Origin of the sequence: Vibrio alfacsensis, from assembly GCF_019670485.1 — a bacterium.
GTDB lineage: Bacteria > Pseudomonadota > Gammaproteobacteria > Enterobacterales > Vibrionaceae > Vibrio > Vibrio alfacsensis.
The window spans coordinates 1,653,508-1,670,586 of the sequence record NZ_AP024165.1; the positions used below are offsets into that span (position 1 = coordinate 1,653,508).

Consider the following 17,079-nt stretch of genomic DNA (forward strand, 5'->3'; position numbering starts at 1 on the left):
GAGCATCCTTTTGAGTTTATCTGTTTACTAACGACAAATTAAACGTCGTAAGTGGTCGACGCAGTGTTACCGCCTGTACCTGTCCAGTTAGTGTGGAAGAACTCACCACGTGGACGGTCTGTACGCTCGTAAGTGTGAGCACCGAAGTAGTCGCGTTGAGCTTGCAGTAGGTTCGCTGGTAGACGAGCCGTTGTGTAACCGTCTAGGAACGTTAGCGCAGAAGTCATACATGGCATTGGGATACCCACTTCCATAGACTTAGCTGCAACTTTACGCCATGCGCCCATACAGTTATCTAGGATGCCTTTAAAGTAAGCATCTGAACCTAGGAATGCGATCTCTGGGTTCGCTTCAAACGCATCACGAATGTTACCTAGGAATGCAGAGCGGATGATACAACCACCACGCCACATTAGCGCTACGTTACCGTAGTTTAGATCCCAGCCGTTTTCGTTCGATGCTTCACGCATTAGCATAAAACCTTGAGCGTAAGAAATGATCTTAGACGCCAATAGCGCTTGACGAAGTGCATCAACCCACTCTTGCTTATCACCCTCAACTGGTGTGATTGTCTTGCCGAACAGTTTCTCAGCTTCAACACGTTGGTCTTTCAATGCAGACAGGCAACGAGCAAATACAGATTCAGTGATTAGCGTTAGTGGAATACCCATGTCTAGCGCGTTGATGCCTGTCCACTTACCTGTACCTTTTTGGCCAGCTGTATCTAGGATCTTCTCAACAAGCGCTTCACCATCTTCGTCTTTGTAACCAAGGATGTCTGCGGTGATTTCAACTAGGTAGCTGTCTAGCTCAGTCTTGTTCCAATCTGCGAATACAGCTTGCATCTCATCGGCAGACATACCAAGACCATCTTTCATGAACTGGTAAGCTTCAGTGATAAGCTGCATATCGCCGTATTCGATGCCGTTGTGAACCATCTTAACGAAGTGACCTGCACCGTCGTTACCAACCCAGTCACAACATGGCTCGCCAGCGTCAGTTTTTGCAGAGATACCTTGGAAAATAGGCTTAACCGCTTCCCAAGCTTCTGGTGCGCCACCAGGCATGATAGACGGACCAAAACGTGCGCCCTCTTCACCACCAGATACGCCAGTACCGATGAAGTGAATACCTTTTTCACGCAGTGCCGCAACGCGACGGTTGGTATCTGGGAAGTTTGTGTTACCACCATCAATGATGATGTCGCCTTTGTCTAGTAAAGGAACTAGAGCATCGATGAACATGTCTACCACTTCACCCGCACGAACCATTAGCATCACTTTACGTGGTGTTTCTAGCTTCTCTACGAGTTCTTCTAGAGAGTATGCACCGATGATGTTTGTGCCTTTCGCAGGGCCTTCCAAGAACTCGTCTACTTTCGCAGCAGTACGGTTATGAGCCACAACTTTAAAGCCGTGGTCATTCATGTTTAGGATAAGGTTTTGACCCATTACAGCAAGGCCGATTACACCGATATCACCTTTCATTGTTTCTCTCCAATTGTCTTTTATTCGACCAGCGACCGCACTAAGCGATTTTTGCCGCTGCGTCTAAATCTAAATACCATTCCGTCAGGCCCGCTTTCGCTTGGATCTTCGCTGCCGGATATGGAAGGTCTTGCGCTGGTGAACTGTTGATTTCTTCAACAATGTCCGCTTTACCAGCGCCAAGTACCAAGTAACTAATGCGCTTCGCTGCTTCTAATACACGTGCCGTTTTTGATACGCGAATTTGACCAGACTCAGGATGAGAAGCTAATACTGATAGGTTCTCATCATCGTAGTTTGTCTGACCTGGGAACAGCGATGCGGTATGACCGTCTGCACCAACACCAAGCAAGATCCAATCAAACACAGGAGTGCCATCTTCCGTTGGGATCACATCGCTCATCTCTTTCGCAAAGCGCTGTGCTTCTGCTTTTGGCTCATCTTCACCACGAATACGGTGAATGTTCTCAGCAGGCATACCCACTTGGCTAAACAAAAGCGCATTCGCTTCGCCAAAATTGCTTTCTGCATCATCAGGTGCAACGCAGCGCTCATCACCCCACCAAAAGTGAAGATTTTGCCACTGAATTGACGTTGCGTAAGCCTCGGTTGCCAATAGCTTAAACAGCATTTTAGGTGTGCTGCCGCCAGAAAGAGAGATGTGAACAGGTCGGCCCATTTCGCTAAACGACTTCATGTCATTTGCTAGGCTTTCTACTACCTGATCTGCTGTTTGGTAGATCTTGTGATTGATCATAGTTCGCAGTAGTCCGTGTCTGTTAGGTTTTTACAAGGGAAACGCCAAGCGCGGTTAGCACGCTGTAGCAAGTCATCAGCCTCTTTAGGCCCCCATGTACCACATGCGTATCCGAATAGCGCTTGTGGGTCTTGCTTGAAATCTAGAATTGGTTGAACGTATTTCCAACACGCTTCAACCGCATCGCTACGAGCAAATAGCGTTGCATCACCGTTTAGCGCATCAAGAAGTAGACGCTCATAAGCCGTTAGCATTTGGGTTTCTTGCAGGTCAGCGTAGTGGAAGTTCATTTTCACTTCTTTCGCTTTAAAGCCTGCCCCCGGCTCTTTCAGACCAAAGCTCATTTGGATGCCTTCGTCTGGCTGAATACGAATAATCAGCTTGTTCTCTGGCGCACTTTGACCAAACACTGGGTGTGGTGTTTGTTTAAAGTGGATAACCACCTCAGTCACGCGAGTCGGTAGACGCTTACCTGTACGCACGTAGAAAGGCACGCCATTCCAACGCCAGTTGTTGATGTACGCTTTCAGGCCGATGTAAGTCTCGGTACGAGAATCATCTGCTACGCCGTTTTCTTCACGGTAACCCGGAAGTTGCTGGCCACGTACTTCAGATGCGGTGTACTGCCCCAACACGAGATCGTTACGCAGCGCATCTTCATCCAGAGGTTTAAGGCATTGCAGCACTTTCACGACTTCATCACGCATAGAATCCGCGTTAATTTGTGCTGGTGGCTCCATCCCCACCATTGCTAGAACTTGCAGCAAGTGGTTTTGGAACATGTCGCGCACTGCACCTGAACCATCGTAGTAACCGCCACGCTCTTCTACGCCTAAAAATTCCGCGCCTGTGATTTCCACGTAATCAATAAAGTTACGGTTCCACAGTGGCTCAAACATCGCGTTAGAGAAACGCAAGACAAGCAGGTTCTGTACCGTCTCTTTACCTAAGTAATGGTCGATACGGTAGATTTGATGCTCTTGAAAATGTTCGTGGATGTCTTTGTCTAGGGTGCGCGCAGATTCAAGATCATAACCAAACGGTTTTTCGATGATCAGACGTTTCCAGCCGTCATCCTCACTGTTCAGGCCGTGAGCTGCAAGGCTTGCAGGGATCACACTGTAAAGGCTTGGTGGCGTCGCAAGATAGAAAAGCGTATTACGTTGTTCGAATTGGTATTCGTCGGCTAACTGGTCTAAACGAGTTGCCAACTTGCTGTAATCTGGTGTGTCAGAAGTATTGATTGCTTGGTAATGCAGATGATTGATAAATGCATTAAGCGTTTCTGGCTCCGTTTTCTCCATTTCTTGAAGCGATTTTTTTAGCTTTTCGCGGTAAGAAAGGTCACTGTATTCAGTGCGACTTACCCCTAAAATGGCGAAGTTGCTTGGAAGCTGCTTATTCGCATACAGGTGATATAAAGCAGGAATTAACTTACGGTATGTAAGGTCACCTGAAGCACCAAAAATAACGATGCTGCTGTTTTCTGGTATTACCATCATCTTTCCCTTAAAAACGAGGTACTTATTGTGTGCCTGGATACGGCTAAAGGATTGAGCCAACCCTATCAATGACACCTAACAATAGAAAGCTGCTCTTACCTATTACGTTGATAGGTAAAGCCTATGGTCCCAAATATCTTTATTGTTTGACTTCAACACCAGCTGTTTAACTTAAACATATCGGTTTGAATTAAACATAGCGGTTTGAATTAAACATAGCGGTTTGACTTAAACATAGCGTTAAATCCAACGTTTTAAAGTTATTCGGAACGTTTATGTCTTTAGAGCACAACCTTGCGCTCTGCGGAGGAGAAGTCCGACACGGGGCAGTATTGTCTACGACTATTTGATTTACATCAATACTTGGTAGTGCAAACGTTTAAATAATTTACAACTTTCTTATTAACTATTTGTATTTTAATAAAAAACCAAACTTACGTAGACTCAAAGCAATTAAAGTGAAAGCACTAATTTGCTGAATTAACAATCGAATCGCATTCTACTTAGGCTTAACTCGGGATAAGAACGTCTCGATGACTCAATCTATAAATAAGGCAAACGTTTGCTTGAATCATATAAAGCCTCCTTATTACTCGATAATGTTTGATGAAAATCCAACCAAAACCTTGATTTTAATCACACCAGATTTAGTTCTTTTTGAGGCGTTTTGAGCTTTTGCACTGTATAATTTTCCATCAAGAAACCAATAGAGTTTCGCATAATAACGCAGCAAAAATGGAAGTCTATTTACCACGCTCAACGATGATGTCAGAAAATGTACCTATACTAATAATATGCATTGACTGATCGTAGGAAACCACTTGGACACCATCTGCTAAGGAAATAGCGAAAAACAGAGGTGCTTTTTATAGTTAGAAGGAACACCAAAACATGGAACGCGATACATTTGGAATTTGCCTAAGTAAGGCTATGCTGTCACAAAATATGTATTCAACGTTTACTCACGTCAGAGCTTATGAAAAGAACGACACGAGTCCATCAGATTTAAAGGTGCTGCTGTCGTTCCCACAGATGACTGGTAAAGACTTGCTGAATACAATGCGAGGTTCCCGTCAACTTGAATGGAGAGCAGAATTTCACTGCCCATCCATCAAGTAACTCGCTCAAACTCTGTGCTCAGTTCGACCTAAACGGACTGAGCGCAACAATTTATCAACAATTCTTTGTTATAATCACTTAACTCTTTCTTACTAATACTTTATATTAGAGCTATTACTCTAAAATAAAGTAGCCACTATGAAACCAACCGGAAAGTTATGGGTCCTAGGCCTGCTTAGCAGTTCCATTTCTTTTGCTTGCCACTCGGCCCCTATCACATTCGATAATGCGTGGAACTTGCTACTAGAGAATAACTATTCTCTAAAAGCACAACGTGCCAATGTTGAAAGTTACCAATACCAACAAGACGCGACAGGCAATCTTAATTTACCTCAAGTGAGTATCGGTGCGAATTACACCCGTTTAGACACTGACGTAACGCTATCTGCTCAACAAGTTCTTGATAGCACAGGTGCGCACATCGCGATCCCCCCATTTCTTAACGCCACCTCCACGATTACAGAACGTGACATTTTTACTTCTTCTATTCGTGCTATTTGGCCTATTTTCACTGGTGGACGCATCAACGCAGCGCAAGCGGCCGCTCAAGGTAAAACGGACGAAGCAAAAAGTCAGCTCGCGATGGAACAACAAGCGCGCTTTGAAGACCTGTCTAAATACTACTTCTCAGTGGTACTTGCTAAAGAAGTGTTAGCGACCCGCCAAGCGGTTGAAAAAGGCTTAACCAAGCATCGTAACTTTGCGGTAAAGATGGAAGAGCAAGGTCAAATCGCTCGTGTTGAACGCCTTCAAGCCGATGCATCCCTTGATAAAGCAAAAGTGGAAACGCGCAAAGCAGCCAGTGATTTAAGCATCGCTCAAGCAGCACTGGGTACCATTCTTGCTCAAAACGAATCCGTTGAACCATCTGAATCACTTTTTATCAACGACCGTCTTCCGCCATTGAGTGCATTTGTGGACCAGACCCTTCTCACCTACCCTGGGTTGGATTTGCTCGATGCAAAACACAAGCAAGCATCCAGTTTGATCAAAGCGGAAAAAGGCAAATACTACCCAGAAGTTTATCTTTACGGTGACTACAGTTTGTACGAGGACGATTCTCTCGCAAGTCAGATGAAGCCTGATTGGATGGTGGGTGTCGGTGTAAATATCCCCTTGATTGAATCCACTGGACGAAGTGAAAAAGTGAAAGCGGCTCAAAGCATGGTGACACAGGTTGATGCATTGAAGTCACAAGCCAAGCAAGACTTATCGCTATTGGTACAAAAAACGTATTTGGAGGCTCAGCAAGCAATAGACGAAGTACAAGGCCTTGAGTCTAGCATTGCGTTGGCAAACGAGAACCTGCGATTACGTGAAAAAGCGTTCACGCAAGGGTTGTCGTCATCACTCGATGTCGTCGATGCCCAGCTCTATGTTGCAAGCGTCGAAACGCAACAATCTGCGGCACGCTTTCGCTATTTAATCTCGCTAACCAAACTCCTCGCTCTAAGCAGCGAAATGAACAGTTTCACACAATATCAACATACCGCTTACACACCAACGTCGACATCCAAAGAGGCAAATTAAGTCATGGCAGCAAAATCTATCAAACCCGCTTTATTATCACTTTGTGCTTTGGGTATTGCGTCTTGGGTCGGTTATCAATTTTACCAAGCTTACCAACCAGAGCCGGCTCGATTGCAGGGCTTAATTGAAGCACAGCAATACAGCATTTCGTCAAAAGTTCCAGGACGTATCGATGAGGTATTGGTGCGCAAAGGTGATGAAGTAGAAAAAGGTCAGCTCATATTTACGCTTCTTAGCCCTGAGATTGAAGCGAAACTCGAACAAGCCAAAGCGGGAGAAAAAGCCGCTGGAGCACTCGCACTAGAAGCAGAGAAAGGGGCTCGCGAGCAGCAAGTTCAAGCGGCAAAAGATCAATGGTTAAAAGCGAAAGCCGCTGCAAATCTGATGGAGAAAACTTACCAACGTGTGAATAACCTATACAAAGATGGTGTGGTAGCGGAACAAAAGCGTGATGAAGCACTAACCCAATATCAAGCAGCAAAATACACCGAAAGTGCGGCGTTCCAAATGTATGAAATGGCGAAAGAAGGCGCACGCAGTGAAACTAAAGTTGCCGCTGCAGCAAAAGCCAAAATGGCCGCAGGTGCGGTTGCAGAGGTAGAAGCATACGCCAAAGACACCAAAATATTTAGTTGGTTTAATGGCGAAGTTTCAAAAGTGTTGCTACAAAGCGGCGAGCTGGCACCGCAAGGTTTTCCTGTTGTCACCGTTATTGATATGCAAGACGCTTGGGCAACACTTAATGTACGTGAAGACTTGCTTAAACACTTCACCAAAGGCACCACATTCAAAGCGTATCTTCCTGCGCTAGACAAAGAGATCGAATTTAAAGTGTCGCATGTTGCTGTGATGGGGGATTTTGCTACGTGGCGTGCAACCGATGCATCGAAAGGTTTTGATCTTCGTACATTTGAAGTAGAAGCTCGTCCTACTCAACCAGAACCTGAACTGCGAATGGGCATGAGTGTTGTGGTTGAACTGTAACAACGCAGGCTGAGAACGATGACAATTCAAATCTCACAATGGCAAGTCCTAAGGCGCGATAAATGGTTACTATCGTGCCTAACTTGGATGCCGATTTTGCTAGCCCTTTCCATTTGGGGGGTATTTTCGGCTGGTATCGCTCGAGACCTACCCATTGGAGTGGTGGACCTAGAGCATTCACAGCTGTCACGTAAGATGATCTATTCTCTCGATGCCTCATCTACGCTATCAGTGGATTATCAATACACCAGCGCAACAGAAGCAAAGAACGCCATGATTGAGGGCGATATTTACGCCTATGCGGTGATCCCACCCAATTTCGATCAAGACATCCTGATGCATCGGCAGCCTCAGTTATCGGTGTTTTTCAATAGCCAATACATCTTAGTTGCGAAGTTGATTAACTCTGCCGTTGCTCAATCTCAAGGCTATTTTGATGCTCAAATTGAGACCATGGCTAATCTTGCAAAAGGCAATACGACAACACTTGCTGCCGTTGGCCAAGCCGTTCCTATATCGACACAAATCACGGCATTGTTCAACCGCAACACCAACTACGCCCAATTTTTGGTCACCGCGATTGTGCCTGCGATTTGGCAAATCGGTATTGTGGTTGGCACCATTTTGATTCTTGCTGCGCATTTTCGACTCTATGGCAACGGAAAACACCGTTTCGAGTTCTTAGGTGCCCATCCATTGGCTCGGTTGTGCAAGATTTTAAGTCAATATGTGCCCGTTTTTATGGCCCAAGGTGCTCTGTTCTTAATCTGGTTTTATATGATACTGGATTGGCCAATGGAGGGGAGTTACTTGGTCATGTTACTCGCTCAACTTTTCACGGTAATCGCTTGTATCATCATGGGCACTTTGTTCTTCTTCCTATCAATGGATCCAGCAAGAGCAATGAGCTTTGCAGGTGCATTTACTGCTCCGAGCTTTGCATTCATGGGGATTACCTTTCCGGTCTCAGACATGAACGCCCTAGCACATGCATGGCGAAGTCTGCTGCCGATCACTCACTATATTGAAGTTCAGGTCGATCAAGCTAACTATGGTGCCAGTGCTGCTCAATCCATTGCCTCATTATGGCCAATGGTTGGTTATATTATCCCGCTGCTCATCACGGCTATGTTATTTGCAAAACATCGAAATACCGCATTGCTTGAAGACACTTCATCAAGTGACAGCAAACAGGAGCTGATATGACATTTCTGCAATTGCTCAAAGCGGAACTGCGCTCCGTACTAACAAACCCTGTAGTGGTGCTTACGGTTTTTGGTGGCGTGGTATTTTATTCGTTTTTGTACCCTCTCCCCTACGCACAGCAAACACCACGCGAGCAACCTATCGCCATTGTGAACTTGGACGGCAGCCAAACCAGTTTGAAGCTTGAACGAATGGTGGATGCCACTCCGCAAGTCAAAGTCGTCACCCGTTTGTACACCATCGCAGATGCCAAGCAAGCTTTCATGAACCGAGAGATAACCGGGTTCATGGTCATTCCTGAGCATTTTTATAAAAACCTAATGCTAGGAAAAAGTCCGACGTTGGCCTATGCGGCAGATGCCTCTTACTTTCTCGTTTATGGCACTGTTGTGGAGGGGCTAGCACAAGCTGCTGGCACGCTCGGAGCGCAAGTTAAAGTAAGCGAAATGCTGATTGATGGTGTCCCGTTAAGCATGGCAAGCCACAACTACTCGGCCATTAAGCTGAATATGAAGCCAACGTTCAACCCGACGATGGGTTACATTGAGTATGTTGTGCCGGCTGTTTTTGTGTTGATTCTTCAACAAACACTAATCATGGCCGTAGGGTTACAAACGGGTACGCAACGCCATGGCCGCGGCTACTGGTCACAAGCGGCGACTGGCTCACTATTACTCGCTAGAACGACCATTTTTGTCGCTATTTACTACTTATTGAGTGCCTATTACTTCGGTTTTAGTTTCGAGCGTTTGAGCGTCAATCACATTGCGAACGCCAGTGAACTTCTGACTCTGTTGTTACCATTCTTACTTGGCTGCTGTGGTCTAGGCTTATGGCTTGGATACTTGTTACCAAGGCGTGAACTAGTAACACTGGTAGTTTTGGTGAGCTCGATGCCATTGATCTTTTTAGCTGGCTTTATTTGGCCTGTTGAATCAATCCCTGCACCTCTGCTGTGGTTTGCAGATTTAAGCCCAAGTACATGGGCAATCAAAGGCTTTTTGGCACTCAACCAAATGGGTGCAACATGGCAGCAAGTCGCGCAATATTGGGCCGCACTTTGGGCACTCACTGCCTTTTGGGGTGGCATCGCCTACTTAATTGCAAGACGAAATACCAAACCAGTGGTGACTGAAAGCTTGGGTTAACCACTTTTGCAAAACCCAAAGGGACTCAAGTGAGTCCCTTTTTTTCAAGCTGTCTTAAACGTTCGCTAGTTTTTGTAGCACTGCTTTATGTTCTTCCAGCCAAGCGTCAAAACGCTGAGGCTGCTTACCAGTCAGTTGTTCAAATACGTCACTTGTGCCATCTGAATAGTTCCCACGGTTATGTTTGTCCATCGTTACACATAGCTCAACGATTGGCGCAGGCAGCTCAAATGATTCAAGCTGAGCTTGGTACTGTTCATCCGTTAAATAAACCATATTGATAGAAGTCCCCAATACGCAATCCATAATTTTCGCCATCTCAGCATGAGTCATAGATTGAATGCCATTCATTGGCAAGACTACTTTTCCTTGAGCAGGTTTAACAACGGCGCAAGCTGCTGCATAGGCCAAATCTTTACGAGAAAGCTGAGCAACCCTACCCTCTGCGGCTGACGTTAACCAATGGCCCGATTGTAAAATACTTGCGAAAAAGTCTACTAGGTTTTCAAAATACCAGTTATTACGCAAAATAGTCGCATTGGCAATTGCACTCTCCATGATCGCGTTTTCAGTCGTTTCGTGCTCATGAGCAAACATCACTGGCGAGTTTTCTACCGATGGCATTGATGTGTAAACAATGTGTTTCACTCCGACTTTTTCTGCTGCGGCAACCGCATTCAAATGCGCTTGAGTTCGAGGGCCTGACGCATCAATGCTGATCAGCAACATACTGTCTGCACCGTGAAATGCTTTTTCTAGAGACTCTGGACTTGAGAAATCTGCCTCACGTACGTCCACACCTTGATTTGCTAACGCTTGCAGTTTATCTGCGCTGCGAGTGGTAACGATTAATTGGCTTGGGTCGACACATAACTCTTCAAGCAATGCTTTTACCACTTGTGAACCGAGTTTACCTGATGCTCCTGTTACTAGAACTTTGCGATCTGACATGATGATTTCTCCAATCAATTCTTACATTATTTCTGTCTGATTAGGCGGAAATGACCAAGCTGTTTTGGCTTCCCGCTGTCGATGGAGACACTATATCGTTTGATGATTGATAGATAATTAGCCTTTGATTAAACTAATTGTTCATTTTTACTAAACAATTATGGTTAGGCAATCGCTAATAAACCATAACATCAAAACAGTTGCCTTTATGATTTCACTCGATGACATGATGATCTTTGCCAAAGTGGCAGAGAAGCAATCTTTCACTCAAGCAGCAGATGAGCTTGATATAGGTAAAGCGCGCGTTTCACAGATTGTTTCTAAACTTGAGCGAGCGCTGAATACTCGCTTACTGCATCGCACGACCCGTTCACTTTCGTTGACTGATGCAGGGTTGCGTTATTATGAGAAGTGCAAATTGATTGACGATATTGCCTCGGAAGCAAACGCAGAAACACAGGATACCAACCAAGTCCCAAGCGGTACGATTCGGATATCCACGCCTAGCTCTGCTTTGGTGGATATATTAAGTGAATTCTTGCACCTCTATCCTGAAATCAAACTCGATATTATCGAGAGCGACAGTTACAGCAACCTGATTGAATCTCGCTGTGATATAGCGTTGCGGGCATCTTCAGCTCTTGAGGATTCAAGCCTGTACGCAATTAAGCTTGGCTATTTCAAAGATATGCTTTGTGCCACACCAACCTACCTCAGCAAAGTTAAAACCGTTTCCACGCACGAAGACCTTTTATCGCTTGATTGGATTAGCCACCACATCGTCCACGGAGACAAACAACTTACGATGACCAACGCTCAAGGCCAGGTCACTCGCTTAGTTCACAGCCCTAAAGTGCAAGTTCGAACTGCAGCGACGGTCAAAGAATTTGTTCTGAATCATTTAGGGTTTGCCATCATGCCAAGCTTTATGATGAAAGATGAGTTAGCACGAGGAGATTTGGTGCGCATCCTGCCTGATGTACACGATTTAGAGATTCCAATTTATGCGGTATACCAAGAAAAAGCCTTGATGCCGTTACGAGTCCGAACTTTGATTGAGTTCTTAAAACAAAAGACCGATGCTTTTGGTTAATATTGAAGTTAGATCAAAAAGAGGAGCCCAGTTTGGCTCCTCTTTTTGATTCATTTTTCTTATTTCAAAGGCTGTTCATCTTGAGAGATATAGTAGTTATAAATAACTCGACCATAAGGGTCCAAACCTGTGTGGAAAATTCTAAGCACATCATCGCTTGTTTTAGTGCGAACTTCTGTTTTTCCCTCTTCAATATTGATTCGTTGTCCTACACCCTCATGGTTAGGGAAGAAAACGTACAAATCGCCCTCCACAACAAAATTACTTTCACGCTCCCAGTCGTAATAAAACGAATCTTTTTGACCATCTAAGTCCTTTAGTTTCGCAAGATAACTTGACATCACTTCTTTCTTCTCAGGAGGCTGAGTTAGATAGATCGTTTTTGTTAGCATGGTATTATTTTCATAAACAAAGTTAACGTTATACTCTTGATTGTATTTGATTTTATCTTTGTTCAAATCAATCTTGTACCCATCTAAAAGACCACTGATTTGATTCTGACTATCAATTAAATGACAAGTTTTGTCACTTGGGTCTCGAAAAACTTTATCAAGCTTGATTTCTACATCAGTTGGTGAGGTCACCGTTACGTATTTCAAACCAGGAAAAACATCACTCAATGAAGCAAGGCTGTTTATAAATTCGCTCGCACCATCACCCCACGTCCAGTGACCACGATCCAGTGCTTCCGTGCAGTCTTTCTCAGCAAGAAACCCTGTTGTCTCGAATACCCAACGAAACTCCTCACTTCCCATCCATGGCCAATTGTAATCTTTTGGCGATGTGTTCAATTTATATAACGCATAAAATGACGTTGGAAAGGCTTGATCATCACCCAAGAACTTCAATTCTTCATCGACATATTCGAACCAGGCTTGATCGCGAGAAACGCTGGATGCAGTACTTGCTTCAAAAGAAGTTGTGTAACCGACTAGGTATCGTTGCTTTTCAGGCTGGCTGTCTAAAATTACAAGATCGCGATGACGTTTTAAGTCTGGATCTTTTTCTGCAGGTAATATTGCAAAGTAACCATCATGAAGTGACTGATAATCATTGCCAAACCAATGAGCACTAGGCGAAAGTAACTCTTCAAACGTAGTTCGATCGTCCTTTAGCAGGATCATTTTTTCTAGTATTTCACTTGCTTGATGAATAACACTCAAATCTTTTTCCAGTTGAATGCTATCACTACCAGATGGAATCAATGTTTTATTTTCCCATGATTCTTTATAAGGTAAAGTAACCGAATATTCCTTATTTGGAATATAAGTCATTATTGCTTCTTCATTACTATATTCGATATGAAGTGTAGATAAAATGCTATCAAGATGGGTGAAGTTGGCTTGATAAATAGATGACAATAAATTTACATCACTATCCACTTTCGCGGCATTTAAAAGAGGCGCTATTACTTTCAATACTCCACGTTGTGCTTTGTTCACGTCATCTTCAGTAAATAGTGCTTTATATTTCGAAAAATCCTGATAAACAGTGTCGGCATCCACACCAGCGACCTTACCAACTATGAGTCGAGTTAGAGCAGACAAGTTAACACGAGAGTTTTCATTGTTTAACAGTAGTGAATATTCTGTAGTCGCCTCAATACCGTGTGCCCCTTCTATTTTAATGAGCACCGGATAAGAAATATCATTCGCATTATTTATATTGAATTGGCCATTATCAAAAACACTAATCACTTTATTTTCATTGGAAATACGCGTTGCACCGTTAATGCCATCATTAATTGTCAACTGACCTTTTATTGCACCGCCATCTGATGCTAAGCCACTGATGGTTTGAAATGCTTCCAATTCTGAACTATTTTTTGAGTCCGTTCCACAACCGGATAAGGTGGAAAGAATTAATACTGATAGTGTTGCTTTTTTAATATTTATCATATCGCTATTACTAATAATTATAATTTCTGTAACCAATTAGAGAACTCTAGGTTCCAAATGTTGACGCAAAAAACGCAACATTCTATAGCATACGGAATGAATCTGAAATTAAATAAAAATTGTCAATTTGATAAATATTACTAAGAGATAAGCAACACAAGGATACTAAACCCCAGCGCTGCTTACCGAGACAAAACAACGAATTTAAGCAACGTTCACAGACCCTGCTACGCTCTTATCGTGCTCAAAAAACTCGTCATGTAGCGCACAGATGGCTTGTTGATACTCGCTGTCACTCACCACAAATTGTACGTTTACATTCCTCATTGATGAATGCAGTGCAATTGGTGTTACGCCATTGTTCATCAATGCGAGCACACCCTCTGCTAATGTTTTATTGGTATCAATTTGAGAGCCTATCGCAGATATTAATGCAACCATGCGCCCCGTGATTGTTGCTTGAGGATAACGTTTCTCAGCTTTGTAGAGAACCTTGTTCAAGCTGTCCATACTGCCACCAAGGTAATACGTAATCGAGTTAGCATTCATCTCTTTTCCTATTAAGCTAACTCTGGCATCAGCGATGAGTTCCATTAACTCGTAGCTAACGTTGTCCACCTTGCCGACCATAGCTTGATCGAACAGATGCAATGCAAACACTTTCTGCTTGCCTGCAATAATTTCAACACGATCAGTATCCGGGCGATAATCGGACGAGATCAATGTGCCATCGTGTTCTGGTTCAAATGTATTTTTGATTTGTAGCTCGATGCCACTTTCACGTAATCCTGCCGCCGCGTTGGGATGAATCGCCTCCATACCAAGATTGGCTAACTGATCGGCGACGTCGTAGTTCGTTGATCCAATCGGATTCACATTGTCGACACCGACAACACGAGGATCAGCGGAGCTTAAATGGTACTCTTTGTGAATAATTGCGAGGTCTGCTTGGGTAATGGCTGCGATACGGCTAAATGTCATTTCACTGTAACCACGATCGTAGGTGTGCATTAAGCCCTCTTTGCAGTACGCGTACCCCGTAACAATTGGCAGTTCTTCTGACACATCAATGTCATCAAATGCGCTACTAATGGTTTCGTCCAAACTTTTGGGTTGTTGATTATCCCAACCAGATAGATCAATAAACTTTGCGTTAATGCCAATGTTCTTCAGTTTTAGAGCCGTATTGTAAGCACTATGCGCCTCTCCAATAGAAGACAAAAACTCTCTGATCTGCGGCAAATAGTGCCTTAGTGAAAATTGGCCGTACTGACATGTTTCAAGAATATTGGAAACACAATTTTTCGCTTCTGAGATACGAGAACGGATGAATTTATCTGCTCGCATTCGGTTCATCGGATCAGCAAAAATATGTTCGTTTGTCAGCAGCATTCGGCTTTCAACATACGCAAGCGCATCTTGCCAGCTATCATCTCGCTTCGCAATAAGTTGATATACACCGGGTTTGCCTGTTTTCTTACATTCAAGTAAAGCATCCGTCATTCCACTGTACGCAGACACGACAAAGATTCGGTTATATGGATTTTGAGGACGCAAAAGAACGTTGTCGAGAACCGCATCAAATGCAGTCATCGATGTACCGCCGATTTTTTCTACGGTAAAGGTCATGGGCGGGGCCTTAATAATTGGTCATGTTTAAAAGAAATGGGGAAATGGGGTAAATTCACCCCAAATACACATGGTTAATCCACGAGAGGATAGACACCATTTTCATCGTGCACTTCCGTACCGGTAATCGGTGGATTAAATACGCATGCCATAACCATTTCTTTGTTTTTATAAGCGCGTAGATAATGCTCATCATGCTTATCAAGGATATAAAGCGTACCGGGCTTAATTGGGTAAGTCTTACCGCCAACAACCTCGATTTCGCCCTCTCCACTCATACAGAAAACCGACTCTAAGTGGTTTTGATAGTGAATATGAGTTTCGGTGTCTTCGTAAATCGTCGTGATATGAAATGAGAAGCCCATATTGTCATCTTTCAGCAGCATACGAACGCTTTCCCAGTTATCTGAAACTACGCGTCTTTCGCTGTTGCGACACTCATCGAGTGTTCTAACGATCATAATTCTTTCCTTGTTACGATGCTTTCTTAAAGTGTTTTGCTGCAATGGCTTCCACTGCGTCTTCAAATATTGTTAGGCCTTGATCCAGCTCAGCGTTGGTAATGGTCAACGGACAGAAAAACTTCACAACCTCATCATTCGGGCCTGCCGTTTCAATGACCATGCCTTTTTCAAAACATGTTTTGGCGATATCACCCGATAACTGGCCGTTTTGACATTCGATTCCAATCATCATGCCGCGCCCTTTGCGCTGCACAAACATTTCTGGGAAACGAGAAACGCAGCGTTGTATCACTTCATCAACTTTCTCTGAACAGCGTTTGATGTGTTGTTCAAAGTTGTCATTTGACCAATAGACTTCTAACGCTTTTGCTGCAGTAATAAATGCGTGATTATTTCCGCGAAACGTGCCGTTATGTTCACCAGGCTTCCATTGATCAAGTTCTGGTTTGAGCAATACAACAGCCATTGGTAAACCATAACCACCAATGGATTTTGATAGCGTAACCATATCTGGCTTAATACCTGACGGTTCAAAACTGAAGAATGTACCCGTTCGGCCACAGCCAGCTTGAATGTCATCAACAATGAGGAGAATATCGTTGGAATGGCATATTTTTTCTAATCTCTGTAACCATGCGTTGGAAGCGACGTTTAGCCCCCCCTCTCCTTGTACAGTTTCAATTAAAACCGCCGCCGGTTTATCCATGCCCGCTGAGTTATCATTAAGCATGGTTTCAAACAGCGTTAAGCCATCAATACCTGCATAGCCCTCAAATGGAATACGCGTAACGTTGTTAAGTGGTGAGCCCGCACCTTGTCTATGATGCTGATTACCTGTCGCGGCTAAGGCCCCAGCAGTGCAACCATGAAAGCCATTAGTAAACGCAACAATCGAACTTCTTGCTTTTACTTTTTTGGCCAGTTTTAATGCCGCTTCTACCGCGTTTGTTCCCGTTGGCCCGGTGAACTGTACTTTGTATTCCAAATTTCTTGGCTTAAGAATAAGGTCATCTAACGCTTCTAAGAATGAAGCTTTCGCCTCTGAATGCATATCAAGGCCATGAGTAATACCATCCATTTCGATGTATTCAAGTAATGCCTGTTTAAGCTCTGAATTATTGTGTCCGTAATTTAGAGATCCCGCTCCAGCGAGGAAGTCTAGGTAGCGCTCACCTTGCTCTGTTTCTAGCCAGCACCCTTTTGCTTTACGAAAGATCACCGGAAAACTGTTGGAGTATGAACGAACGTTAGATTCCTGCTTTTTGAAAATATCCATGATGAGACCGTTTATTTAATTCCTAGTAAGTAAAG

General features: G+C 43.9%; 14 protein-coding genes. 6 read left to right on the top strand and 8 right to left on the bottom strand.

Annotated elements, in window-relative coordinates; translation table 11 throughout:
* Window positions 1-38: 38 nt before the first annotated feature.
* From gnd to zwf, 3 genes are read right to left on the bottom strand one after another with little or no spacing between them, the layout of a single operon-like run.
* Window positions 39-1,487: a decarboxylating NADP(+)-dependent phosphogluconate dehydrogenase gene (gene gnd, locus VA249_RS07855; protein ID WP_221067587.1), complete on the bottom strand. Its 1,449-nt coding sequence runs from the start codon at window positions 1,485-1,487 to the stop codon at window positions 39-41.
* A gap of 40 nt (window positions 1,488-1,527) precedes the next feature.
* Window positions 1,528-2,244, bottom strand: a complete 717-nt coding sequence (gene pgl, locus VA249_RS07860; protein WP_221067588.1) for a 6-phosphogluconolactonase — start codon at window positions 2,242-2,244, stop codon at window positions 1,528-1,530.
* Window positions 2,241-3,743 carry a glucose-6-phosphate dehydrogenase gene (gene zwf, locus VA249_RS07865; protein WP_221069885.1) on the bottom strand — a complete coding sequence of 501 codons (1,503 nt, stop codon included), beginning with the start codon at window positions 3,741-3,743 and terminating at the stop codon, window positions 2,241-2,243. The genes pgl and zwf overlap by 4 nt, the downstream gene beginning before the upstream one ends.
* An 894-nt stretch (window positions 3,744-4,637) precedes the next feature.
* On the opposite strand from zwf, the gene VA249_RS07870 reads away from it, so the two are divergent.
* From VA249_RS07870 to VA249_RS07890, 5 genes are all read left to right on the top strand, one after another.
* Window positions 4,638-4,865, top strand: a complete 228-nt coding sequence (locus VA249_RS07870; RefSeq protein WP_128810803.1) for a hypothetical protein — start codon at window positions 4,638-4,640, stop codon at window positions 4,863-4,865.
* A gap of 138 nt (window positions 4,866-5,003) precedes the next feature.
* Window positions 5,004-6,395: a TolC family protein gene (locus VA249_RS07875; protein WP_221067589.1), complete on the top strand. Its 1,392-nt coding sequence runs from the start codon at window positions 5,004-5,006 to the stop codon at window positions 6,393-6,395.
* A 3-nt stretch (window positions 6,396-6,398) separates the two neighbouring features.
* Entirely contained in the window at window positions 6,399-7,379 is a 981-nt protein-coding gene (locus VA249_RS07880; protein WP_221067590.1) for an HlyD family secretion protein, read from the top strand.
* A gap of 18 nt (window positions 7,380-7,397) precedes the next feature.
* On the top strand, window positions 7,398-8,585 hold the full coding sequence (locus VA249_RS07885) for an ABC transporter permease (protein WP_221067591.1): 1,188 nt from the start codon (window positions 7,398-7,400) through the stop codon (window positions 8,583-8,585).
* Window positions 8,582-9,733 (top strand): ABC transporter permease, encoded by a 1,152-nt coding sequence (locus VA249_RS07890; RefSeq protein ID WP_221067592.1) that lies wholly within the window; start codon window positions 8,582-8,584, stop codon window positions 9,731-9,733. The genes VA249_RS07885 and VA249_RS07890 overlap by 4 nt, the downstream gene beginning before the upstream one ends.
* Window positions 9,734-9,787: 54 nt before the next feature.
* Here the strand turns inward: VA249_RS07890 and VA249_RS07895 are convergent, their stop codons facing one another.
* Window positions 9,788-10,684, bottom strand: coding sequence for an SDR family oxidoreductase (locus tag VA249_RS07895; protein ID WP_221067593.1), 897 nt, complete (start codon window positions 10,682-10,684; stop codon window positions 9,788-9,790).
* 208 nt (window positions 10,685-10,892) lie between these two features.
* Here VA249_RS07895 and VA249_RS07900 point away from each other — a divergent pair, with 208 nt between their 5' ends.
* Window positions 10,893-11,777, top strand: a complete 885-nt coding sequence (locus tag VA249_RS07900; RefSeq protein WP_221067594.1) for a LysR family transcriptional regulator — start codon at window positions 10,893-10,895, stop codon at window positions 11,775-11,777.
* 59 nt (window positions 11,778-11,836) lie between these two features.
* Here the strand turns inward: VA249_RS07900 and VA249_RS07905 are convergent, their stop codons facing one another.
* The 4 genes from VA249_RS07905 to ectB all read right to left on the bottom strand — a co-directional run bounded on the left by VA249_RS07905 (window position 11,837) and on the right by ectB (window position 17,044).
* Window positions 11,837-13,711 carry a hypothetical protein gene (locus tag VA249_RS07905; RefSeq protein WP_225927089.1) on the bottom strand — a complete coding sequence of 625 codons (1,875 nt, stop codon included), beginning with the start codon at window positions 13,709-13,711 and terminating at the stop codon, window positions 11,837-11,839.
* Window positions 13,712-13,879: 168 nt separating this feature from the next.
* A complete protein-coding gene (locus VA249_RS07910) occupies window positions 13,880-15,304 on the bottom strand; it encodes an aspartate kinase (RefSeq protein ID WP_221067595.1) in 1,425 nt (474 codons plus the stop codon).
* Window positions 15,305-15,378: 74 nt separating this feature from the next.
* Window positions 15,379-15,765, bottom strand: coding sequence for an ectoine synthase (locus tag VA249_RS07915; protein ID WP_128810797.1), 387 nt, complete (start codon window positions 15,763-15,765; stop codon window positions 15,379-15,381).
* Between the two features lie 13 nt (window positions 15,766-15,778).
* Window positions 15,779-17,044 carry a diaminobutyrate--2-oxoglutarate transaminase gene (gene ectB, locus VA249_RS07920; protein ID WP_221067596.1) on the bottom strand — a complete coding sequence of 422 codons (1,266 nt, stop codon included), beginning with the start codon at window positions 17,042-17,044 and terminating at the stop codon, window positions 15,779-15,781.
* Window positions 17,045-17,079: the final 35 nt, after the last annotated feature.